General features: G+C 54.6%; 20 protein-coding genes. 16 read left to right on the forward strand and 4 right to left on the reverse strand.

All coding sequences use genetic code 11. The annotated features are described in order from the left end of the window. The first annotated feature begins 44 nt into the window (after positions 1 to 44). Positions 45 to 2,369 (forward strand): M1 family metallopeptidase, encoded by a 2,325-nt coding sequence (locus CA264_RS14215; RefSeq protein ID WP_025608060.1) that lies wholly within the window; start codon positions 45 to 47, stop codon positions 2,367 to 2,369. An 85-nt stretch (positions 2,370 to 2,454) separates the two neighbouring features. Here CA264_RS14215 and CA264_RS14220 read toward each other — a convergent pair whose 3' ends face one another. Together CA264_RS14220 and CA264_RS14225 are read right to left on the reverse strand one after the other, a co-directional pair. Next, positions 2,455 to 3,801, reverse strand: a complete 1,347-nt coding sequence (locus CA264_RS14220) for an NAD(P)/FAD-dependent oxidoreductase (RefSeq protein ID WP_025608061.1) — start codon at positions 3,799 to 3,801, stop codon at positions 2,455 to 2,457. Between the two features lie 207 nt (positions 3,802 to 4,008). After that, entirely contained in the window at positions 4,009 to 4,686 is a 678-nt protein-coding gene (locus tag CA264_RS14225; RefSeq protein ID WP_237151123.1) for a carboxypeptidase-like regulatory domain-containing protein, read from the reverse strand. An 87-nt stretch (positions 4,687 to 4,773) separates the two neighbouring features. Here CA264_RS14225 and CA264_RS14230 point away from each other — a divergent pair, with 87 nt between their 5' ends. Both CA264_RS14230 and CA264_RS14235 read left to right on the forward strand, forming a co-directional pair. Then, positions 4,774 to 5,160, forward strand: a complete 387-nt coding sequence (locus CA264_RS14230) for an ArsR/SmtB family transcription factor (RefSeq protein ID WP_025608063.1) — start codon at positions 4,774 to 4,776, stop codon at positions 5,158 to 5,160. A 139-nt stretch (positions 5,161 to 5,299) separates the two neighbouring features. Further along, on the forward strand, positions 5,300 to 6,001 hold the full coding sequence (locus CA264_RS14235) for a YjjG family noncanonical pyrimidine nucleotidase (protein ID WP_025608064.1): 702 nt from the start codon (positions 5,300 to 5,302) through the stop codon (positions 5,999 to 6,001). A gap of 74 nt (positions 6,002 to 6,075) precedes the next feature. On the opposite strand, the gene CA264_RS14240 is transcribed toward CA264_RS14235, so the two are convergent. After that, positions 6,076 to 6,495 carry a hypothetical protein gene (locus CA264_RS14240; protein ID WP_025608065.1) on the reverse strand — a complete coding sequence of 140 codons (420 nt, stop codon included), beginning with the start codon at positions 6,493 to 6,495 and terminating at the stop codon, positions 6,076 to 6,078. Between the two features lie 369 nt (positions 6,496 to 6,864). On the opposite strand from CA264_RS14240, the gene pruA reads away from it, so the two are divergent. The 11 genes from pruA (at position 6,865) to CA264_RS14295 (ending at position 17,070) form a co-directional block, all read left to right on the forward strand. Next, positions 6,865 to 8,499: an L-glutamate gamma-semialdehyde dehydrogenase gene (pruA, locus tag CA264_RS14245; protein WP_025608066.1), complete on the forward strand. Its 1,635-nt coding sequence runs from the start codon at positions 6,865 to 6,867 to the stop codon at positions 8,497 to 8,499. A gap of 227 nt (positions 8,500 to 8,726) precedes the next feature. Next, positions 8,727 to 9,107 (forward strand): NADH-quinone oxidoreductase subunit A, encoded by a 381-nt coding sequence (locus CA264_RS14250; protein WP_025608067.1) that lies wholly within the window; start codon positions 8,727 to 8,729, stop codon positions 9,105 to 9,107. 80 nt (positions 9,108 to 9,187) lie between these two features. Next, the gene (locus CA264_RS14255) at positions 9,188 to 9,742 is read left to right on the forward strand and encodes an NADH-quinone oxidoreductase subunit B (protein ID WP_025608068.1); all 555 of its coding nucleotides are present in this window, start codon (positions 9,188 to 9,190) and stop codon (positions 9,740 to 9,742) included. Positions 9,743 to 9,747: 5 nt separating this feature from the next. After that, positions 9,748 to 10,254 (forward strand): NADH-quinone oxidoreductase subunit C, encoded by a 507-nt coding sequence (locus CA264_RS14260; protein ID WP_025608069.1) that lies wholly within the window; start codon positions 9,748 to 9,750, stop codon positions 10,252 to 10,254. Positions 10,255 to 10,311: 57 nt separating this feature from the next. Further along, a complete protein-coding gene (gene nuoD, locus CA264_RS14265; RefSeq protein WP_025608070.1) occupies positions 10,312 to 11,556 on the forward strand; it encodes an NADH dehydrogenase (quinone) subunit D in 1,245 nt (414 codons plus the stop codon). Between the two features lie 67 nt (positions 11,557 to 11,623). Beyond that, positions 11,624 to 12,157, forward strand: coding sequence for an NADH-quinone oxidoreductase subunit NuoE family protein (locus CA264_RS14270; RefSeq protein ID WP_025608071.1), 534 nt, complete (start codon positions 11,624 to 11,626; stop codon positions 12,155 to 12,157). Positions 12,158 to 12,309: 152 nt separating this feature from the next. Next, positions 12,310 to 13,656, forward strand: coding sequence for an NADH-quinone oxidoreductase subunit NuoF (nuoF, locus tag CA264_RS14275; RefSeq protein WP_025608072.1), 1,347 nt, complete (start codon positions 12,310 to 12,312; stop codon positions 13,654 to 13,656). 258 nt (positions 13,657 to 13,914) lie between these two features. Next, complete coding sequence (locus tag CA264_RS14280; RefSeq protein ID WP_119570448.1) at positions 13,915 to 14,895, forward strand: NADH-quinone oxidoreductase subunit G; 981 nt, start codon at positions 13,915 to 13,917, stop codon at positions 14,893 to 14,895. A gap of 2 nt (positions 14,896 to 14,897) precedes the next feature. After that, positions 14,898 to 15,953 (forward strand): NADH-quinone oxidoreductase subunit NuoH, encoded by a 1,056-nt coding sequence (gene nuoH / locus CA264_RS14285; protein WP_025608073.1) that lies wholly within the window; start codon positions 14,898 to 14,900, stop codon positions 15,951 to 15,953. Between the two features lie 84 nt (positions 15,954 to 16,037). Continuing rightward, complete coding sequence (locus CA264_RS14290) at positions 16,038 to 16,547, forward strand: NuoI/complex I 23 kDa subunit family protein (protein WP_025608074.1); 510 nt, start codon at positions 16,038 to 16,040, stop codon at positions 16,545 to 16,547. 4 nt (positions 16,548 to 16,551) lie between these two features. Next, positions 16,552 to 17,070 carry an NADH-quinone oxidoreductase subunit J family protein gene (locus tag CA264_RS14295; RefSeq protein ID WP_025608075.1) on the forward strand — a complete coding sequence of 173 codons (519 nt, stop codon included), beginning with the start codon at positions 16,552 to 16,554 and terminating at the stop codon, positions 17,068 to 17,070. Positions 17,071 to 17,132: 62 nt separating this feature from the next. On the opposite strand, the gene CA264_RS14300 is transcribed toward CA264_RS14295, so the two are convergent. Beyond that, positions 17,133 to 18,179 carry a DUF6929 family protein gene (locus CA264_RS14300; protein ID WP_025608076.1) on the reverse strand — a complete coding sequence of 349 codons (1,047 nt, stop codon included), beginning with the start codon at positions 18,177 to 18,179 and terminating at the stop codon, positions 17,133 to 17,135. A gap of 255 nt (positions 18,180 to 18,434) precedes the next feature. Here CA264_RS14300 and nuoK point away from each other — a divergent pair, with 255 nt between their 5' ends. Together nuoK and nuoL are read left to right on the forward strand one after the other, a co-directional pair. Next, a complete protein-coding gene (gene nuoK, locus CA264_RS14305) occupies positions 18,435 to 18,764 on the forward strand; it encodes an NADH-quinone oxidoreductase subunit NuoK (protein WP_025608077.1) in 330 nt (109 codons plus the stop codon). Between the two features lie 40 nt (positions 18,765 to 18,804). Beyond that, positions 18,805 to 20,766 carry an NADH-quinone oxidoreductase subunit L gene (gene nuoL / locus CA264_RS14310; protein WP_084196238.1) on the forward strand — a complete coding sequence of 654 codons (1,962 nt, stop codon included), beginning with the start codon at positions 18,805 to 18,807 and terminating at the stop codon, positions 20,764 to 20,766.

Genomic DNA, 20,766 nt, shown 5'->3' on the forward strand with positions numbered 1-20,766 from the left:
CTATTACTTTTACAACCATAGCAATCTACCTTAACCGAAACCACATGAGGAAATTTATAGCAGGTTTGGCGATGGCTGGCTTGGTGGCAGGCCCGTTAGCGGCACTGGCACAGGACACCAAATTCGCCCAACTGGGGCAGGAGTTGCCGACACCGAACACCTACCGCACCGCATCGGGTGCGCCGGGGCATCAGTACTGGCAGCAACGAGCCGATTATACTATAAAAGTGGAGCTGGACGATACCAACCAATCCATCACCGGCTCTGAAACCATCAACTACACCAACAACTCACCGGATGTACTGAGCTACGTGTGGGTGCAGCTGGACCAGAACATCTTCGAGCCGAACTCCATGAGCAACCTGACGCGCACGGCGGAGCTGCAGAAGGATATACCGCTGCGCGCCGTGGAGTACATGACGCGTGAGAAGTTTGACGGCGGCTTTAAGATCAGCAAGGTAACCGACCGCAGCGGCAAACCGCTGCACTACACCATCAACAACACCATGATGCGTGTAGACCTGCCTTCGCCGCTGAAGCCAAACCAGAGCTTCTCCTTCAACATCGACTGGAAGCACAACATCAACAACCAGAAAACACTGGGCGGCCGCTCTGGCTACGAGTACTTTCCGGAAGATGACAACTACCTGTACGAGATGGCGCAGTGGTTCCCCCGCATGGCCGTGTATGACGACGTGAACGGGTGGCAGCACAAGCAGTTTCTGGGCAGCGGTGAGTTTGCCCTGCCTTTCGGCGACTACAAAGTAAGCATTACCGTGCCTGCCGACCACGTGGTGGCCGGCACCGGCGAACTGCAGAACGCCAGTCAGGTACTTACCTCTACACAGCAGAAGCGCTGGGCACAAGCCGCCAAAAGCGATAAGCCGGTGGTAATTGTAACGCAGGAAGAAGCGACGAAAGCCGAAAAGGACAAAGCCACAAACAAGAAAACCTGGGTATACCAGGCCGATAACGTGCGCGATTTCGCATGGGCCAGCTCCCGCAAGTTTATCTGGGATGCCATGAACGTGAACGTGGGCGGCAAAAACGTACTGGCCATGTCTTACTACCCGAAAGAGGCGAACCCGCTTTGGGGGCAGTACTCTACCGAGGCGGTAGGCCACACCCTGAAAACTTACTCAAAGCACACCATTGACTACCCTTATCCGGTGGCGATTTCGGTACACGGCCCGGTAGGCGGCATGGAGTACCCGATGCTGTCGTTTAACGGCTATCGCCCGGAGGCTGACGGCACTTACTCTGACCGCACCAAGTACGGCCTGATCTCAGTGATTATCCACGAGGTAGGGCACAACTTCTTCCCGATGATCATCAACTCCGATGAGCGCCAGTGGACGTGGATGGACGAAGGCCTGAACACCTTTATGCAGTACCTTTCGGAGCAGGAATGGGAACGCAACTACCCATCGCGCCGCGGCGAACCGCAGGATATCGTAGAGTACATGAAAAGCGCCCCGAACACCATGGTGCCGATCATGACCAACTCAGAGTCTGTGCTGCAGTTCGGCAACAACGCTTACGGCAAGCCTGCCACAGCCCTGAACATCCTGCGCGAAACCGTAATGGGCCGCGAACTGTTCGACTACGCGTTTAAGGAGTATGCCAACCGCTGGGCCTTTAAGCACCCGATGCCGGCCGACTTCTTCCGCACGATGGAAGATGCCTCCGGCGTGGACCTGGACTGGTTCTGGAGAGGCTGGTTCTACACCACCGACCACACCGACATTGCCATTGACGACGTAAAATGGTACACAATCGACTCGCAGGACCCTGCTTTTGTGAATGCACAGGTGCGTGAGCAGCAGAACAAGGCTCCTAAGACCCTCTCGCAGCAGCGCAACCTGAAGGACATCCCGAAAACGCTGGTGGAGATGAAGCCGCAGCTGAAGGACTTCTACAACAGCTATGATCCGCTGGCGACAACTGCCGCCGATGAGCAGAGCTACAAGCAGTTTATGAGCCAGCTGACGCCGGAGCAAAAAGAGACCCTGAACTCAGGCCTGAACTTCTACGAGGTGGGCTTCAAGAACCAGGGAGGCCTGGTAATGCCGCTGATTGTACGCATGCAGTATGAGGACGGCTCAGAGGAAGTTGTGAACATCCCGGCCGAGATCTGGCGCTACAACAACGAAGAGATCACCAAGGTGTTTATTACGGAAAAGCCGGTAGTAAACTTTGAGCTGGACCCGTACCTGCAGACGGCAGACACGGACCTGTCGAACAACTACTTCCCTCGCCGCATGGCTCCGTCTCGCTTTGAGATTTTCCAGCAGCAGAAAGACAATAAAAACCCAATGCAGCGCGAGCGCGCTACCAGCAGCCGCAACACCACCAGCGGCGGCAGGTAGTTTATACTTCCGACGGCAAAACAAAAAAGGCCTGCAGGACAAACCTGCAGGCCTTTTTTGTTTTGCCGTAGCCCTGGTGCGCCGCTTAATCCGCGTCGTACTTCTCGAAGAACTTACGTTTAGAGCGCTCGTCCCGACGGTAGAAAGGGCGAATGATCAGCCGGGTGCCGTTCTCATAGGTAAAGAACTTATACACCCAGTTGCTGAGCACGACCAGTTTGTTACGGAAGCCCACTAATGCCATCACGTGCACAAAGAGCCAGATAAACCAGGCCAGAAAGCCCCCGAAGTGTGTGTTCCCCGGCAGGTCGGCAACGGCGCGGTTACGCCCGATAATAGCCAGGGAGCCTTTGTCTTTGTACTTAAACGGCTCCGGCTGTTCGTTGCGCAGGATGCGCTTCAGGTTCTTGCCCAGCAGCTTGCCCTGCTGAATCGCCGGCTGCGCCACCCCCGGGTGCCCTTTCGGGTACTCCGGCGTCTTCATGAAGGCAATGTCGCCGATGGCAAAGATGTTATCGAAGCCCAGCACCTGGTTGTATTCGTTTACCAGGATGCGCCCCCGCTCCACCGACGTCTCAGGGAGGCCGTCTATTAGGGCTCCGGCTACACCGGCAGCCCAGATGAGCGTGTTGGTTTCGATCTGGTCCCCGCTTTTGAACGTAGCCACCTGCCCGTCGTAAGATTGTACCAGCGTGCCCAGCCTCATGTCTACCCCCAGCTCCTTCAGGTATTTATAGGTCTTTGCGCTGGCCTCCTCCGACATGGGCGGCAGCACGCGGTCCATGCCCTCCACCAGGATGATCTTCATCTGGTTAAAGTCCAGGCTCGGGTAGTCTGTGGGCAGCACGTGCTTGCGCATTTCGGCCAGGGCACCGGCTAGCTCCACCCCTGTTGGGCCTCCGCCCACAATCACAAAGTTCATCAGGCTGCGCCGGGTGGCCGGGTCCTTGGTCATGTTGGCCTGCTCAAAGCACTGCAGCACCTGGCTGCGCAGGTTCAGCGCCTCCGGCACCTGCTTGAGCGGGAAAGCAAACTTCTTGATCTGGTCGTTGCCGAAGTAGTTTGGCTTGGTGCCCGTGGCAATCACCAGGTAATCGTAGGCAATGTCTCCGATGATGGTAGACACGGTTTTTGTCTCCGGGTGAACCTGTGTTACCTTCACCAGGCGGAAGTGAAAGTCTTCGTAGTCGTCGGAGCCGAACATCTTGCGGAGCGGCTCCGCGATGGAGTCGGGCTCCAGGCCGCCCGTGGCCACCTGGTAGAGCAGTGGCCAGAAGCCGTGGTAGTTCTGCCTGTCAAACATCACCACCTGAAAATCCTTGCCCGATAACTTCTTAGCGAGGTTTATACCCCCAAAGCCCCCGCCAATGATAACGACGCGCGGCTTTGTGGTATCCGGTATATTAAGGGATAATTGTTCTGGTTCAAGCATAGTATGATCTGTTTAGTGTTGGCAACGGCAAGGCCAATAGAATGACACCGTCGCATTGTAATGTATACGCAAAACACTACATTGGCAAATAACGCAGCGCACATTTGTTAGTTGCCAAAAGCCTCCTGCAGCGCACTGCAGCGGCACAAATCATACTTATGGATGCATGCCGGACGGCAAGCAAATTGCACACCGCGGGCGCCGGGTTCAGTTGCCGCTCTTTTTAAAGTCGCCGTTCAGCAGCGACTTCAGCAGGCCGGGGATGGCCATCATGTTAACCTGCGACGGGAACATGTAGCGGTTTTGCTGCAGCTGTACCTGCTGCTGGTTCCAGAAGCGGAAGTTCTGGGCATCGCTCATCGGGGTTATCCGGGCCAGCTCGTCGAGGTAGCGCGGGTCCAGGCTCTTGGTCAGGATGGCGTTGCCGGGCTCCGGTATCCGCACGTTTGCCACCGCCTCCTTAAAGTCGCGCTCGGTCGCCCAGGGGAACACGTCTACCGTTGGCAGCTCGGTCGGGTCTTCCTGCATCTGCATAATAATGGAGTAGCTCTGGCTCTCGTAGTCCTGCGGGATGATGAGGTACTGCGGCTTAAAGCCAAGGGAGTTAAAAAGCACGCTGTCGCCGGCCAGCACCGGCGTGGAGAAATAGCCGTATTCGTTGGTGATCGTGCCTCGCGTAGTGCCCGGCACATACACGCCGGCCCCGGCCACTCCGTAGAGGCTGTCACCGGTGGCCACAAAGCCCGACAGCTGCACCACACGCTGCTTCGTCTGCGCCTGCGCCTGCCCTGGCATCAGCAGAAAGAGCAGCAGGCCCAGCAACGGAAACAGCATCCACTTTGGCAGTTGGGTAAGAGAAGCAGGCGTACGGAGGGAAAGCGTCATATGATACAATTATACTTATTTATTCTTTTATAGTAGCAGCTTTTGTCTAATTTTGTTCACACTGCCTGCCGCTACTACCTACACATTATGAGACTAAAACACTTCAGTCTGGCCTTCGGACAGCAGGTGCTCAAAGCACTGGCCGATGAATCGAGGCTTCGCATCCTCCACCTGATTCTGCGCAACAAAGAGATGTGCACTTCGGACCTGGAGCAGGTGCTGGACTTCACACAGACCAAGACGTCGCGCCACCTTTCTTACCTGCGCAACGCCGGGCTGGTGGTGCCCCGAAAGCTCGACCAGTGGGTGTATTACTCCATCAAAGAGGAGGGCGCTGACTTCGTGAACCAGATTCTGGCGTACATGGAGCGCGACACCACCCTGCAAAAAGACCAGGAGGTGTATGAAATACTGCACTCCAACCGCGAGCTGGCGGTGACCAAACTACAGAACCGGCGCTGGACCACGATCTAACAAGCTAAAGGCCACGCCAGGTATAACTCCCGAACCCGGCTTTTAGTATTACAGTTCCGCGCGGCCTCCCCTTCCGGGCTTGCCACAACATCCGGCCTGCTTGCCCGTTCTACATTTACCTGACCCCGTTATCATGCACATGAAGACATACACCCACATCCTCTTCGACCTGGACCACACGCTTTGGGACTTTGAGAAGAACTCCGAGGAAACGCTTTATACTTTGTACGACCAGTTTGAGCTTAGCAGGCACGGCAAGTTCGACTGCGACTCGTTTTACCGCAAGTATAAGTTCGTTAACACCCGCCTCTGGGACCTCTATAATAAAGGAAGAATTAACCAGAAGGAGCTGCGCGAGAACCGCTTCGTTAAAACGCTGCTCGGGTTGGGGCTGGCGGAGCATGAACTGCCGGAGGGCATAGCCGAAGCCTATATTGAGATGTGCCCGACCAAGACAGCGCTATTCCCCCATGCGCATGAGGTGCTGGCTTACCTGCAGCCGAAGTACGGCCTGCACATCATTACCAACGGGTTTAGGGAGGTGCAGCACGTAAAGATGAACTCCTCCAAGCTGCATGGCTACTTTCAGGAGGTGATTACGTCGGAGTGCTGCGGCTATAAGAAGCCGGACCGCCGTATGTTTGAGCACCTGCTGGACCGCATAAAGGTGAAACCGGAGGACTGCCTGATGATCGGCGATAACTACGAATGCGATATAGAGGGTGCCCGGGACGCCGGCATAGACCAGGTATACTTTATCCCGGAGAAGTCTAAAGGCCGCAAGCGCCCGGCTCCCACCTATGAGATCAGCTGCCTGAGCGAACTAAAGCAGATCCTGTAACCGGGCGGCCACATTCGGGCATAAAAAAAGGAGACAGATTAGCCCTGTCTCCTTTTTTTATGCCCGACCGGCACTTAGTCTCTCACATTGCCCGCCGTCTCCAGCGCCCTGAACTCTGCCTGCATCACTTTAATCTTGGCCTTATCATCCAGAGTCAGCTGGCTCTCGAGGGTACCTTTCTTGCTATCCATCTTATCAAGCACGGCCTTCGCCTGCTGCCAGTCGGCATCGGACCAGCCGCTGTGCTGCGCGTGCGCATGCTCGAGCAGCGAAATGTACGCCGAGCGCAGGTTATAGGCCGAAAGCATGTCAATGTTGGCATACGGGCCCAGCAGCTTCTTCTGCCACTGCTGCATGGTGTCCTGCGACGCAGCCTTCTTTAAAGAAGATGCGGGGGCGTCAGCGAACGTATAATGGGCGGCCTCTGCGGCAAAAGAAAATGCCAGCGCGCCGATCAGCAGCACTTTGGCGTATGTGGTATGGGGATTTCTCATAGTCAGTGTATTAAATGCGGCGCTGTATCCGACAGCGCAAAAACTCATAGGTACAAATATCGGTCCTAAGTCATCACAAGCTGAAAATAAAAATGTTACGGAGCGGCAAACCCCGTACGTTCGGCTCCTCTGGCCCTGCCCCTCCGTTAGTGGCCTACCCTGGCGGCAGCTGTGCACGGCGGGGGTGCAACAGGAAACCCACAGGCCAAAAGGCGGCTCAAACACGGCAGAAAGGCGATCTGGCAGGCAACTGCCCAAACCCCTCCCCCTTCATGCAGCAAAATCAAATTATAACCTTACCTTTGTTAGGGTACCCTCCGTAGAGGTACCAAGAGAATCATCTATTTTAAATCTGTAACTATAACGTAAATGGCAACCGGATTTTTTAGAGTACCAACCCCTGTTAACGAACCCGTAAAGTCTTACGCTCCTGGCTCACCTGAAAAGGAGAGCCTGCTGCGCACCTATAAAGAGCTCAAGTCGAAGCAGCTGGATGTGCCCATGTACATTGGCGGCGACAAAGTTTACACCGATAACAAGCAGCCGATGCTGCAGCCGCACGACCACCAGCACATCCTGGGCCACTTCAGCGAAGGCGACGCGTCCCACGTGGAACAAGCCATCAACGCGGCGCTGGCAGCCCGCGAAGACTGGGCAAACATGAGCTGGGAGCACCGCGCCAGCATTTTCCTGAAAGCCGCCGACCTGCTGGCCGGCCCCTGGAGGGACAGGCTGAACGCAGCCACCATGCTGGGCCAGTCTAAAAACGCCTACCAGGCGGAGATCGACTCTGCCTGCGAACTGGTGGATTTCCTGCGCTTTAACGTGCACTACATGACCGAGATCTACCAGATGCAGCCGGAGTCTTCGCCGGGCGTTTGGAACCGTATGGAGCACCGCCCGCTCGAGGGTTTCGTGTTCGCCCTGACGCCGTTTAACTTCACCGCCATCGCCGGCAACCTGCCTTCCTGCGTTGCCATGATGGGTAACGTGGTGGTTTGGAAGCCAGCACACACGCAGATCTACGCGGCGCACATGATCATGGAGCTGTTCCGCGAAGCAGGCCTGCCTGACGGTGTTATCAACCTGGTTTACGTAGATGGCCCTACCACCGGAGACGTGGTTTTCGGCCACTCTGACTTCGCCGGCATCCACTTTACCGGTAGCACAGGCGTGTTCCAGAACATCTGGAAGACCATTGGCAACAACATCCACAAGTATAAATCCTACCCACGCATTGTAGGCGAAACCGGCGGTAAAGACTTTATACTTGCGCACAGGTCTGCCAACGCCAAGGCACTGGCAACAGCCATCTCCCGCGGCGCGTTCGAGTTCCAGGGCCAGAAGTGCTCTGCCGCCTCGCGGGCCTACATCCCAAGCAACCTTTGGGAAGAGGTAAAAGGCTATGTGATCGAGGACCTGAAGTCGTTTAAGATGGGCGCACCGGAGGATTTCTCGAACTTCATTAACGCCGTGATCGACGAGAAGTCTTTCGACAAGATCGCTCGCTACATCGACGGCGCGAAGGAAAGCAACGAGGTGGAGATTATCGCCGGCGGTAACTACGACAAGTCCAAAGGCTACTTTATTGAGCCGACGGTGCTGCTGTCGCACAACCCGCAGTACACCACCATGTGCGAGGAGATCTTCGGGCCGGTTATCACCATCTACGTGTACGACGAGAACAACTTCGACGACACGCTGGAGCTGGTAAACAGCACATCGCCGTACGCCCTGACGGGAGCCATCTTCAGCCAGGACCGCTACATTATTGACTACGCCACGAAGAAGCTCGACCAGGCGGCCGGCAACTTCTACATCAACGATAAGCCGACAGGCGCCGTGGTGGGCCAGCAGCCATTCGGTGGCGCGCGCGCTTCCGGCACAAACGACAAGGCCGGTTCCATGCTGAACCTGCTGCGCTGGGTGTCTGCCCGCTCTATCAAAGAAACCTTCGTTCCGCCGGTAGACTACCGCTACCCGTTCCTGGGCGAGAACAAGTAATATACACCGCTGAAAAACAGCTGTAACAGAGGCCGCGTTCTGCAGAGGACGCGGCCTCTTGCGTTGAAAGATGTATAAACACACTTTTGTTATTTAGAATCGATAAAAATAACCTCTATCCCCCAAAACACCTCGCTGGCAGCGTGTTTTACACCTATGGTATACTTTTGATTGTTGATGATTTATACCTAATTTTGCTCTCTAATTTAAGAAAGCACGAAAGAGTTATGGAATCAGCTGTACATCAGTACATACCATCGGACTATTTACCTATCCTCATCCAGTTTGCGGCAGCCCTGGGCTTTGTGATTTTTGCGCTGACGCTTACGCACCTGCTGGGCCCCAAAAGAAATAGCGAGGTAAAAGGCGCTGCCTGGGAAAGCGGTATCGAATCTGTGGGAGACGCCCGTACCCCTATCTCCTACAAGTATTTCATGACGGCCATCCTGTTTGTACTGTTTGATGTGGAAATCATCTTCATGTACCCGTGGGCTGTTAACTTCAAAGGCTTCGGCTTGGAGGGTTTCCTGCAAATGCTGGTGTTTGTAACCCTGCTGATGGCCGGCTTCTTCTACGTGATAAAAAAAGGCATCCTAGATTGGGAATAGGACTTTAAACTTTTACAAGCGCACTATTGTTGCAGAAAAGGCATTCATCTGCCTGCTTGTAAAATCAAATTCTCCTTAAAATGAGCGATTCAAACAACGATATTAAATTAGTAGACGCGCCGGACGGCGTATCGGGTGCTGGTTTCTTCGCCACCTCGTTTGAGAAAGTAATTGGACTGGCGCGCAAGCACTCGCTGTGGCCGCTGCCTTTTGCCACCTCTTGCTGCGGTATTGAGTACATGGCCACCATGGGCTCCAACTACGACATCTCCCGCTTCGGGTCGGAGCGCCCAAGCTTCTCCCCGCGCCAGGCAGACATCCTGATGGTGATGGGCACGATTGCCAAGAAGATGGGCCCAGTGGTAAAGCAGGTGTACGAGCAGATGGCCGAGCCGCGCTGGGTTATCGCCGTTGGCGCCTGTGCCTCCTCCGGCGGTATTTTCGATACGTACTCGGTGCTGCAGGGCATTGACCGCGTAGTGCCGGTGGACGTGTACGTGCCGGGCTGCCCGCCACGCCCTGAGCAGATCCTGGACGGCCTGATGCGCGTGCAGGAGCTGGCAGAAAACGAATCGCTGCGCCGCCGCAACTCTCCGGAGTACCAGGCACTCTTAGCCTCTTACAACATTAAATAAGCAGAATGGAGCTTACGAACGAAAACGTACTCGGCAAAATCATCAGCAAGTTTGGGGAAGAGAACATCTGGGACGCCTTTAGCCCCGATGGCATCATGACGATCACCACCAACCGTGCGTCGATCATCGACCTGATCCAGTACCTGTACGACGACGAGGAACTGCAGATCCGCTTCCTGACCACCATGTGCGGCATCCACTACCCGGACCACAAGGGCAAGGAACTGTGCGTGATGTACCAGCTGCATAGCCTGCGTCATAATTACCGCATCCGCATTAAGGTGTTTATGCCTGCTGATGATGCCGTAATGCCGACGCTCACCAACCTCTATGCCACCTCTAACTGGATGGAGCGCGAGACATTCGACTTCTACGGCGTCAAGTTTGTGGGCCACCCGAACCTGACCCGCATCCTGAACATCGAGGAGATGGAGTACCACCCGATGCTGAAGCAGTACCCGCTGGAAGACCAGACACGGGAAGACAAGATAGATACCTATTTCGGACGCTAAGCCAGTTTGGCTGTTGCCCCTGCGAAGGAGCGCGGCAAGCATTCAACGAAAATAACAATGGCTACTGAAAGTAAAACCGCTGAACTCACTGAACTGGAGCAATTCCGCAAAGACAACGGACTTGCCCTGCAGGAGGAGAGGCCTCTTACCACGCTGAACCTGGGCCCTACCCACCCGGCCACGCACGGTATTTTCCAGAACATCCTCCAAATGGACGGGGAGAAGATTGTGGACGCTGTTCCCACGATCGGCTACATCCACCGTGCCTTTGAGAAAATAGCAGAACGCCGGCCGTTCTACCAGATCACGCCGCTGACGGACCGCATGAACTACTGCTCATCCCCTATCAATAACATGGGGTATCACATGACGGTAGAGAAGCTGCTCGGCATTACCGTGCCGAAGCGCGCGCAGTACATCCGCGTGATCATGATGGAGCTGGCCCGTATCTCCGACCACCTGATCTGTAACTCGATCCTGGGTGTGGACTCCGGCGCCTTTACGGGCTTCCTGTACGTGATGCAGGAGCGTGAGCACATCTACGATATCTACGAGGAAGTATGCGGCGCCCGTCTGACCACGAACATGGGCCGCATCGGGGGGATGGAGCGCGACCTGTCGCCGAAAGCCCTGCACCTGATTGGCGAGTTCCTGAACCGGTTCCCGAAAGTATGGGCGGAGTTCGAGAAAATGATGACGCGTAACCGTATCTTCATGGACAGAACAACCGGTGTGGGCGCTATTTCTGCGGAGCGTGCCCTGAACTACGGCTTCACAGGCCCTAACCTGCGTGCCGCCGGTGTAGACTACGATGTGCGCGTGATGAACCCGTACTCGTCATACGAAGACTTTGAGTTTGAAATTCCGGTAGGCTCTAACGGCGACACGTACGACCGCTTCCTGGTTCGCAACGAGGAAGTGTGGCAAAGCTTAAAGATCATCGAGCAGGCTTACAAAAACCTGCCGGAGGGTTCTTACCACGCCGACGCCCCGCACTACTACCTGCCTCCAAAGCAGGAAGTGTACACCAACATGGAAGCGCTGATCTACCACTTTAAAATAGTGATGGGTGAGACGGACGCTCCGGTTGGAGAAGTGTACCACAGCGTAGAGGGCGGCAACGGAGAGTTGGGCTTCTACCTGATCAGCGACGGTGGCAGAACACCTTACCGACTGCACTTCCGCAGACCTTGCTTTATCTACTACCAGGCTTACACAGAGATGATCAAGGGCGGCCAGCTGGCTGATGCGATCCTGACGCTGAGCAGCCTGAATGTGATTGCAGGGGAGCTAGACGCATAATACTTACAACAAGAATCATTTACCATTTAACATTGGCCTGTACCAACGGGCCAATGACAACTGAAAAATGGCAGAAACAATAAACGAAGTGAAGTTTTCTGACGCGGCCATGGCCGAGATCCAGCGCTACATCAGCCACTACCCGGAGGGTCGTCAGAAATCAGCCCTGCTCCCGATCCTGCACATTGCGCAGGCAGAGTTCGGCGGCTGGGTAAGCCCCGAGGTGATGGACAAGGTGGCTGAGATCCTGAACATCCAGCCGATTGAAGTATACGAGGTAGCCACTTTCTACACCATGTTCAACCTGAAGCCGGTTGGCAAGCACGTGCTGGAAGTATGCCGCACAGGCCCTTGCTGCCTGCGCGGTGCCGACCAGATGATCGACATGCTGAAGCAGAAGCTGAACATCGAGGAAGGCGAAACGACTGCCGACGGCATGTTTACCCTAAAGCCGGTGGAATGCCTGGCCTCTTGTGGCTCAGGCCCGATGCTGCAGGTGCGCGAAACCTTCTACGAGAACATCGACAGCGAGGAGAAGCTGGACCAGTTCCTGGAGATGATGCGCCACAAAGAGCACGAAACCCCTACCTGGGCTAAGTAAACCGGACCTTGTGACAAAAGCCTATCAGACAAAAGACTTTATACTTGCATCACCTCTTTTGTTCTTTGTCAAAAGCTCCTTTGTCAGTCACTAATAAAGTATAAACAGGCAGAAGCCGGTAAAGCAACTGCCAAGCTATATATCCTGCTACAATGGGACTTAAAATATTAACTGAACATATCAACGTACCCGGCATCGAAACGCTGGAAGTGTATCGGAAGCACGGCGGCTACAAATCAGTAGAAAAAGCCCTGAAAACGATGTCTCCGGAAGAGGTGGTGGAAGAGGTGAAAACATCGGGCCTGCGTGGCCGTGGTGGCGCCGGCTTCCCGACGGGTATGAAGTGGAGCTTCCTGGCGAAGCCGGAGGGCGTTCCGCGCTACCTGGTGTGCAACGCCGACGAATCAGAGCCGGGCACCTTCAAGGACCGCTGGTTCATGGAGAAAAATCCGCACGCGCTGATCGAAGGCATGATCACGTCGAGCTACGCGCTGGGAGCCAACACGTCTTATATCTACATCCGTGGCGAGTTGTTGTTTGTGCTGCGCATTCTGGAGAAAGCGATCGCTGAGGCGTACGCGGCCGGTTTGCTGGGCAAGAACATACTGGGTTCTGGTTACGACCTGGACCTGCACGTAGCGCCGGGTGGCGGTGCCTATATCTGCGGCGAAGAGACAGCCCTGCTGGAATCATTGGAAGGTAAGCGTGGTAACCCGCGTAACAAGCCCCCTTTCCCGGCGGTGAAGGGTCTGTTCCAGAGTCCGACGGTGGTAAACAACGTGGAGACCATCTCTTCGGTGCCTTGGATCGTGAACAACACGGGCGCTGAGTACGCGAAAATCGGCATCGGCCGAAGCACAGGCACGAAGCTGATCTCTGCCAGCGGCAACATCAACAAGCCGGGCGTTTACGAAATCGAGCTGGGTGTACCGGTGGAGGAGTTCATTTACTCTGACGAGTACTGCGGCGGCATCTGGAAAGGCAAGCAACTGAAGGCTGTAGTGCCGGGAGGTTCTTCCGTGCCGATTCTGCCTGCTGAACTGATCCTGAAGACCGCTGCCGGCGAGCAGCGCCTCATGAGCTACGAGTCACTGTCGGACGGCGGCTTTGTGAGCGGCTCCATGCTGGGCTCAGGTGCCTTTATCGTGTTCGACGAAGACCAGTGCATCGTCCGTAACACGTGGAACTATGCCCGCTTCTACCACCACGAGTCTTGTGGCCAGTGTAGCCCATGCCGCGAAGGTACAGGCTGGATGGAGAAAGTGCTGCACCGCATTGAGTACGGCCACGGCCATCAGCAGGACATCGACCTGCTGGTAAGCGTTGCCAAGCAGATTGAGGGAAATACCATTTGCCCGCTGGGTGATGCCGCCGCATGGCCAGTAGCAGCCGCTATCCGCCACTTCCGACACGAGTTCGAGTGGCACATCAACCATCCGAAAGAGGCAACAGCCCCGGGTGCGGTGTACAGAGGCCAGCTGGACGCGGTAACAGCTTAGTTTTTTAGATATAAGTATCAAGACGTAAGACACAGGACTTTTAGGAGTTACGCGCATTTGTTTTGATACAGAAGTACAGGAAACACACAGCTCGTTATCTGTCATTCTGAAAGAAGCCTGGTTGAAGGGGTTGTAAGCCGTTGCGGCTCGCCCACAGGATCCTGACAGGATGCCAAAACGAAGTATAAATAAGTATAGCTTAAATCGTTTGTTGCTCGGCTTCTGACGAACAACGAATAACGAACAACGATATTAAAAATGGCTAAAGTAACAATTGACGGCATCGAGATAGAGGTAGAAGACGGAACTACCATTCTCCAGGCTGCAAGAAAAATCGGGGGTAGTGTAGTGCCTCCTGCCATGTGTTATTACGGTCCGCTAAAAGGCAGCGGCGGTAAGTGCCGTGTGTGCCTTGTAAAGGTAACCCAAGGCTCTGCCAAAGACACACGCCCTATGCCTAAGCTGGTTGCTTCGTGCATCACGCAGGTACAGGACGGCATGGTAGTAGAGAACACCACCAACGAAGAAGTGCTGAATGCCCGTAAAGGCATCGTGGAAATGCTGCTGATCAACCACCCGCTGGATTGCCCTATCTGCGACCAGGCCGGTGAGTGTAGCCTGCAGGACCTGTCTTACGAGCACGGCGTGAGCGCGACCCGCTACGAGGAAGAGCGCCGCTCTTTCAATAAAGTAGACCTGGGCCCGTACATCCAGCTGCACATGACGCGCTGCATCCTGTGCTACCGCTGCGTGTACACCGCTGACCAGATCACCCCGGAGCGTGTACACGGTGTGCTAGGCCGTGGTGATGCGGCAGAAATCGGGACGTACATCGAGAACGTGATCGACAACGACTTCTCAGGCAACGTGATCGATGTTTGCCCAGTTGGTGCCCTCACAGACAAAACCTGGCGCTTTAAGAACCGTGTGTGGTTTACCAAGCCAATGGATGCGCACCGCGACTGCCCTACCTGCTCGGGTAAGGTTACGCTGTGGGCGCGTGGCGAAGAGGTGCTGCGTGTAACGGCTCGCAAAGACCAGTACAACGAGGTAGAGGAGTTTATCTGTAACACGTGCCGCTTTGATAAGAAGGAGATGAACGACTGGACGATCGAAGGCCCACGCCACATCGACAGGCAGTCTGTTATCTCGGCAAACCACTATGAGCTGCCGGTTATAAACGTGCCGATTGTACCGAACTTACCAACATCTACTAAGAAAAACCTGCCTCAGCACTAATTATGGAGTCTGTAGACCTATTATATAAAGCAATTTACATTCTGGTTATCTTCGGTATCACCCTGCTGATAGCGACCTACTCAACCTATTTCGAGCGTAAAATAGCTGCCTTCATCCAGGACCGCGTCGGGCCAAACCGCGCAGGACCTGCTGGTTTGCTGCAGCCGCTGGCCGATGCCGGTAAACTGTTCTTTAAGGAGGACTTTATACCTGCCAGGTCGAACAAGGCGCTCTTCATTATCGGGCCGGGTATCGCCATGCTGGTGGCCACCATGTCAAGCGCCGTTATACCTTTCGGTGATATGCTCCTGATAGACGGACACGAAGTGTTCCTGCAGGCCATTGAGGTGAATATCGGTGTGCTTTATGTATTTGGTGTCGTGTCGTTGGGCGTGTACGGCCTGATGATCGGCGGCTGGGCTTCTAACAACAAATTCTCACTGCTGGGTGCGATTCGTGCCGCTTCGCAGAACATCAGTTACGAGTTGGCCATGGGCTTATCGCTTATCGCTATCCTGATGATGACGGGCTCCCTTTCCCTGAGAGAGATTGCGGCACAGCAGGCGGGCTTTAACTGGAATATCTGGTATCAGCCGCTGGGCTTTATCATCTTCCTGGTGTGCGCCTTTGCCGAGTGTAACCGTACGCCGTTCGACTTACCAGAGAGTGAGGCCGAGCTGATCGGTGGATACCACACGGAGTATGGCTCTATGAAGCTGGGTATGTACCTGTTTGCGGAGTATATCAACATCTTTGTGGCCTCAGCCGTGATGTCGACCCTGTACTTTGGCGCTTACAACTTCCCGTTCATGGAGAACCTGCGGGAGGCGATCAGCGACCCGGTGCTGGCTAACAACGTAGTGACGCTGGTTGGCGTGGTGGCCATGTTTGCGAAGATCTTCCTGTTTATCTTCTTCTTTATGTGGGTACGCTGGACGCTTCCGCGCTTCCGTTACGACCAGCTGATGAAGCTGGGCTGGCAGATCCTGATCCCGCTGGCGATCCTGAACATCATCCTGACAGGCGGCGGAATTCTGCTGAAAGACTTCTTATTTTAAACTATAGTACCGAAATTTGAATGTTGATGGCCAGCAACCTGTTACAGGTATAGCTATACACCGACACTCATAATTGACCAAGAGATGGAACCACTATCAAATAGAAGAAAGCAACTGGAGAAGAAGGAGATGACGTTCGCTGAGAAAGCGTACCTGCCTGCTATTGCCCAGGGGCTTGGTATCACCCTGAAACACTTCTTCAAGAAGAAAGCGACCATACAGTACCCCGAGCAGACACGCGAGCGCAGTGAGCACTGGCGCGGGCTGCACGTGCTGAAGCGCGACGAGAAAGGCGCAGAGCGTTGCACGGCCTGTGGTCTGTGCGCCGTAGCCTGCCCTGCCGAGGCCATCACCATGACAGCCGGCGAGCGCAAGGCTGGCGAGGAGCACCTGTACCGCGAGGAGAAATATGCGGTAACGTACGAGGTGAACATGCTGCGTTGCATTTTCTGCGGCCTCTGCGAGGAAGCCTGCCCGAAAGCAGCCATCTTCCTGCAGGACGACAAGATTGCACCGGCCCGTTTCGAGCGTGACGAATTTATCTACGGCAAAGACCGTTTAGTTGAGCCTCTTAAAACCACTGAAACAAAATAACACGATGACCGAGAGTCTGTTCTATTTTCTTGCTTCGCTAACACTGCTTTGCGCCCTGATGGTTGTTATTTCCAAAAACCCGGTGCACAGCGTGCTGTTCCTTATCATCACGTTCTTTACTATTTCGGGCCACTACATTCTGCTGAACGCGCAGTTCCTGGCTGCCGTGAACATCATTGTGTACGCAGGGGCCATCATGGTGCTTTTCCTGTTCGTGATCATGTTCCTGAACATGAGTAAAGAGTCGGAGAACAAGGTTAAAACCTCCACCCTAAGTAAGTTTGCCGGTGCTATTGCCGGAGGGCTGCTGTTTGTCGTTTTAATTGCGGCGCTGAAAGACGCTGGCGTGGCAGGCTACAACCCCGAAACCTATAACTCACAGGTAGGGATGGTGGAAAACCTGGGCTTTGTGCTTTACACGCAGTACCTGCTGCCTTTCGAGCTGGCTTCTGTGCTGTTCTTGGTGGCAATGGTTGGCGCTGTGATGCTGGGCAAGAAAGAAACAGGCGAGCAGCATTTCTAAGACTCACCGTCGAATAAAATATGGAGAGGCGCCGGAAGTATACTTCCGGCGCCTCTTTTCTGTTACAGCTGCTCGGTTACCCCCAGCTGTACTTCCAACAGCTCCGAGTGCCCCGCATCGTCATCAGACAGCACCACCACCCGGTACTGCCCCTCCTCCAGCCTGTTCACCACCAAAGACTCCGCCTTGCCAATGTAGGCAGAGCCGTCCGGGTTCTGCAGCTTAGTGGCCGGCACCTCCAACGGATTTAGTTCATCAGTAGCGTAAGGCAGGGCGTTTAGGTCAATCACCCCGATAAAGCTTCCCAGCACCTCCCCGTCATCAATGGCATTGGGGGTATCCTCCACCGAGGCAGTAAAGAAAAGCTTGTCGTCGAGGGTGTAAGCCCCGGAAAAGCCGGCAGGGCTCTGCCCTAGCACCGGAAGCTTGAAGTAGTAAACGGCGGCGGCAGGAATATCACCTTTGCTCAGCACGAACTGCTTAAAGTCATCCGTATCCATCCGAATCAGGATGTTGCTGCCAGCGCCGGCGGGGCGCTGCAACAGGTACGTGTACACGTCGTCCATGGCCAGTCCCTCAATGTTGAGCACGCCTTCGTTCTCAATCCGCAGCACACGCTTCACGAAAGTATAAAAGCGGCTCAGGTCCAGCTCCTGCACAGCCATATCATCTGTTAAATTCACCAGGTAGGCCTTGTTACGCGCCTCGCTGGCCCCGGAGCCGAGCAGCAGCAGCAGTTCGTCGCGCCCATAGGAGAAGTGCGTCATACTCTCCAGATCCGGCTTGGCGGCCTTGGGGATGCGGCCGTTCACCACCCCGGAGGAGTCAAACAGCGCATGCCGCTGCACCAGCTGGTACTCCTCGTTAAGCTGGTACAGGAAAGGAGAGTCATCCCCCACGACATAAAAAGCGTTCTGGACATGGGCAACACCGGAGGCGGAGGGGATTTCCTCGAAAAGGCGCTTGGCACGCGTGGTAGCGGTTAAGTTCATGTTCTTCATGCGGGAAACGGCTGTGGCCGTGTAATCACTGGCCGTAGGTTTATTGGATTTACAGGCCTGTGTGAGCGGCAATAGCAGCAAAAGGTATAAGATATACTGTGGCTTCATGGTTTATAGTTTGTAATTCCCATAGCTACGCAAACACACGCTAAAAGTATAAAACGGCAGCCCGGATCGCCCACAGAAAAAGAAAACCTAACAATATAGCAGAAAAGCCCAAAACGCAACGGAAGGCAGTTTAGAGCGGCCTTCGCGGCCAGAAGAAGATTGGAAATATGTTATGGTTTTTACAAAAATGGGGATAACTTTGCGACTTGATTTTTGGATCGTAATTTAAGAGTAGTACGTTCAGTCACACAGAAAATGAACCACATACCTGAGGTCATCAGAACCATTCCGCTAGACTATTACCTTTTTTTCAGCGCAGCTCTTTTCGTGATCGGAGTGATCGGTGTACTTACACGCCGCAACGCCATCGTGATTTTTATGTGCGTGGAGCTAATGCTGAATGCGGTCAACCTGCTGCTTACAGCCCTTTCTGCCTACCGCGCTGACGCCAACGCACAGGTATTCGTGTTCTTCATTATGGCGGTGGCAGCGGCCGAAGTATGCGTCGGGCTGGCCATTATCGTGATGACCTACCGAAATATCCGCTCAACTGATGTGCAACTGCTGAACTACCTGAAGTGGTAACAGCCCCCAACTACGCTGAATAGCTTAAACCCTTATACAGATGCAAGAGATTGTAATGCCGATTAACAACCAGGGGATGGCACTGCTTTGTCTGCTTATTCCGTTGCTGCCGCTCGCAGGCTTCATCATAAACGGACTAGGCAACCGCAAAGTTTCCAAAGGCCTGGTAAGCTTTATTGGTTGCAGCACAGTGCTGGCTTCTTTCCTCATCACTGCCTACCTGTTCCTGGACTTCACCGCCAACGGCAGCAGCGCCTATGTGGTGGATTACTATAACTGGATTTCAGTGGGCGATATGCGCATTGGCTTCTCCTTCCTGATCGACCAGCTGACGCTGCTGATGATGCTGATGGTAACAGGTATCGGATTCTTCATCCACCTGTACTCTGCCGGCTACATGAGCCACGACGAGAACTTCGGTAAGTTCTTCGCCTTCATCAACCTGTTTATGTTCTCCATGCTGCTGCTGGTGATGGGTTCTAACTACGTGATGATGTTCGTTGGCTGGGAAGGCGTGGGACTTTGCTCCTACCTGCTGATCGGCTTCTGGAACAAGAACACCAGCTACAACAACGCCGCGAAGAAAGCCTTCGTTATGAACCGTATCGGTGACCTGGGCTTCCTGCTGGGCATTTTCCTGATCTTCATCACCTTCGGCTCTGTTTCTTACCCGCAGGTGTTCGCTGAGGCGGCACAGTACACCGGCGGTATCGATTCTACCGTGATGATCGCCATTACCCTGCTCCTGTTTGTGGGTGCGATGGGTAAAAGCGCGCAGATTCCGTTGTTTACCTGGCTGCCGGACGCCATGGCAGGCCCTACGCCGGTTTCTGCCCTGATCCACGCCGCGACCATGGTAACGGCCGGTATTTACATGGTGCTGCGCTCAAACGTTCTCTATGTGCTGGCTCCTACAACCCTCGAGGTGATCGCCGTTGTGGGTGTGGCTACCGCTGTACTGGCGGCCACTATCGGCCTGGCACAAAACGACATTAAGAAGGTACTGGCTTACTCCACCGTATCGCAGCTGGGCTACATGTTCCTGGCGCTGGGTGTGATGGCCTTCTCTTCCTCTATCTTCCACGTACTCACACACGCTTTCTTCAAAGCGCTGCTGTTCCTGGGTGCCGGTTCTGTGATCCACGCCATGAGCAACGAGCAGGACATCCGCAGCATGGGTGGCCTGAGAAAATACCTGCCGATCACGTTTGTTACCTTCCTGATCGGTACGCTGGCTATTGCCGGTATTCCCCCCTTCGCTGGCTTCTTCTCTAAAGACGAACTGCTGGCGCATGTGTGGGAGCACAATAAACTGCTGTGGGGCTTAGGTATGCTGGCCTCCTTCATGACCTCTTTCTATATGTTCCGCCTCGTGTTCCTGACCTTCTTCGGAACCTTCCGCGGTACAACGGAGCAGAAGAACCACCTGCACGAGTCGCCTGCCTCCATGACCATTCCGCTGATCGTGCTGGCTATACTTTCTACCGTAGGTGGCTTCCTCGGAATCCCGGCGGTGTTCGGCGCAAACCACGTGCTAGCAGATTACCTGAGCCCGATCTACGGCTACGCCCGTGTGGCAAACGCTGCCGCTGTGGCACCGCTTCACCTGGACCACGCTACGGAATGGATGCTGATGGGGCTGTCGGTTGCCGTGGCTGTAGTGGCTGCAATTATCGCCTACGTGATGTATGTGAGCAAGAAGTCTGTTCCGGCGACGGAAGGCACCAAGCTCTCCCCTATCCACAACCTGATTTACCACAAATACTATATCGACGAGCTGTATGACACCATCATCATTCGGCCGCTGATGTGGATGTCATCAACATTCCACCGCGTGCTGGATATAGTAGTAGTGGACGGCATTGTGAACGGCGTTGGCAAACTGACCATGCTGAGCGGCCGCACGATGCGCTACGCACAAAGCGGCGCCATCGGGTTCTACCTCCTGGTAATGGTGTTCAGCATCGCTCTGATTCTATTTTTAAACTTCTTTATCGGATAA

The sequence above is a fragment of the Pontibacter actiniarum genome, assembly GCF_003585765.1.
GTDB classification, from domain to species: domain Bacteria; phylum Bacteroidota; class Bacteroidia; order Cytophagales; family Hymenobacteraceae; genus Pontibacter; species Pontibacter actiniarum.

Excerpts from the sequence above, each read along its gene's own strand:
- CA264_RS14215 (WP_025608060.1), top strand. The coding sequence starts at position 45 with ATGAGGAAATTTATAGCAGGTTTGGCGATGGCTGGCTTGGTGGCAGGC.
- CA264_RS14220 (WP_025608061.1), bottom strand. The coding sequence starts at position 3,801 with ATGCTTGAACCAGAACAATTATCCCTTAATATACCGGATACCACAAAG.
- CA264_RS14225 (WP_237151123.1), bottom strand. The coding sequence starts at position 4,686 with ATGACGCTTTCCCTCCGTACGCCTGCTTCTCTTACCCAACTGCCAAAG.
- CA264_RS14230 (WP_025608063.1), top strand. The coding sequence starts at position 4,774 with ATGAGACTAAAACACTTCAGTCTGGCCTTCGGACAGCAGGTGCTCAAA.
- CA264_RS14235 (WP_025608064.1), top strand. The coding sequence starts at position 5,300 with ATGAAGACATACACCCACATCCTCTTCGACCTGGACCACACGCTTTGG.
- CA264_RS14240 (WP_025608065.1), bottom strand. The coding sequence starts at position 6,495 with ATGAGAAATCCCCATACCACATACGCCAAAGTGCTGCTGATCGGCGCG.
- pruA (WP_025608066.1), top strand. The coding sequence starts at position 6,865 with ATGGCAACCGGATTTTTTAGAGTACCAACCCCTGTTAACGAACCCGTA.
- CA264_RS14250 (WP_025608067.1), top strand. The coding sequence starts at position 8,727 with ATGGAATCAGCTGTACATCAGTACATACCATCGGACTATTTACCTATC.
- CA264_RS14255 (WP_025608068.1), top strand. The coding sequence starts at position 9,188 with ATGAGCGATTCAAACAACGATATTAAATTAGTAGACGCGCCGGACGGC.
- CA264_RS14260 (WP_025608069.1), top strand. The coding sequence starts at position 9,748 with ATGGAGCTTACGAACGAAAACGTACTCGGCAAAATCATCAGCAAGTTT.
- nuoD (WP_025608070.1), top strand. The coding sequence starts at position 10,312 with ATGGCTACTGAAAGTAAAACCGCTGAACTCACTGAACTGGAGCAATTC.
- CA264_RS14270 (WP_025608071.1), top strand. The coding sequence starts at position 11,624 with ATGGCAGAAACAATAAACGAAGTGAAGTTTTCTGACGCGGCCATGGCC.
- nuoF (WP_025608072.1), top strand. The coding sequence starts at position 12,310 with ATGGGACTTAAAATATTAACTGAACATATCAACGTACCCGGCATCGAA.
- CA264_RS14280 (WP_119570448.1), top strand. The coding sequence starts at position 13,915 with ATGGCTAAAGTAACAATTGACGGCATCGAGATAGAGGTAGAAGACGGA.
- nuoH (WP_025608073.1), top strand. The coding sequence starts at position 14,898 with ATGGAGTCTGTAGACCTATTATATAAAGCAATTTACATTCTGGTTATC.
- CA264_RS14290 (WP_025608074.1), top strand. The coding sequence starts at position 16,038 with ATGGAACCACTATCAAATAGAAGAAAGCAACTGGAGAAGAAGGAGATG.
- CA264_RS14295 (WP_025608075.1), top strand. The coding sequence starts at position 16,552 with ATGACCGAGAGTCTGTTCTATTTTCTTGCTTCGCTAACACTGCTTTGC.
- CA264_RS14300 (WP_025608076.1), bottom strand. The coding sequence starts at position 18,179 with ATGAAGCCACAGTATATCTTATACCTTTTGCTGCTATTGCCGCTCACA.
- nuoK (WP_025608077.1), top strand. The coding sequence starts at position 18,435 with ATGAACCACATACCTGAGGTCATCAGAACCATTCCGCTAGACTATTAC.
- nuoL (WP_084196238.1), top strand. The coding sequence starts at position 18,805 with ATGCAAGAGATTGTAATGCCGATTAACAACCAGGGGATGGCACTGCTT.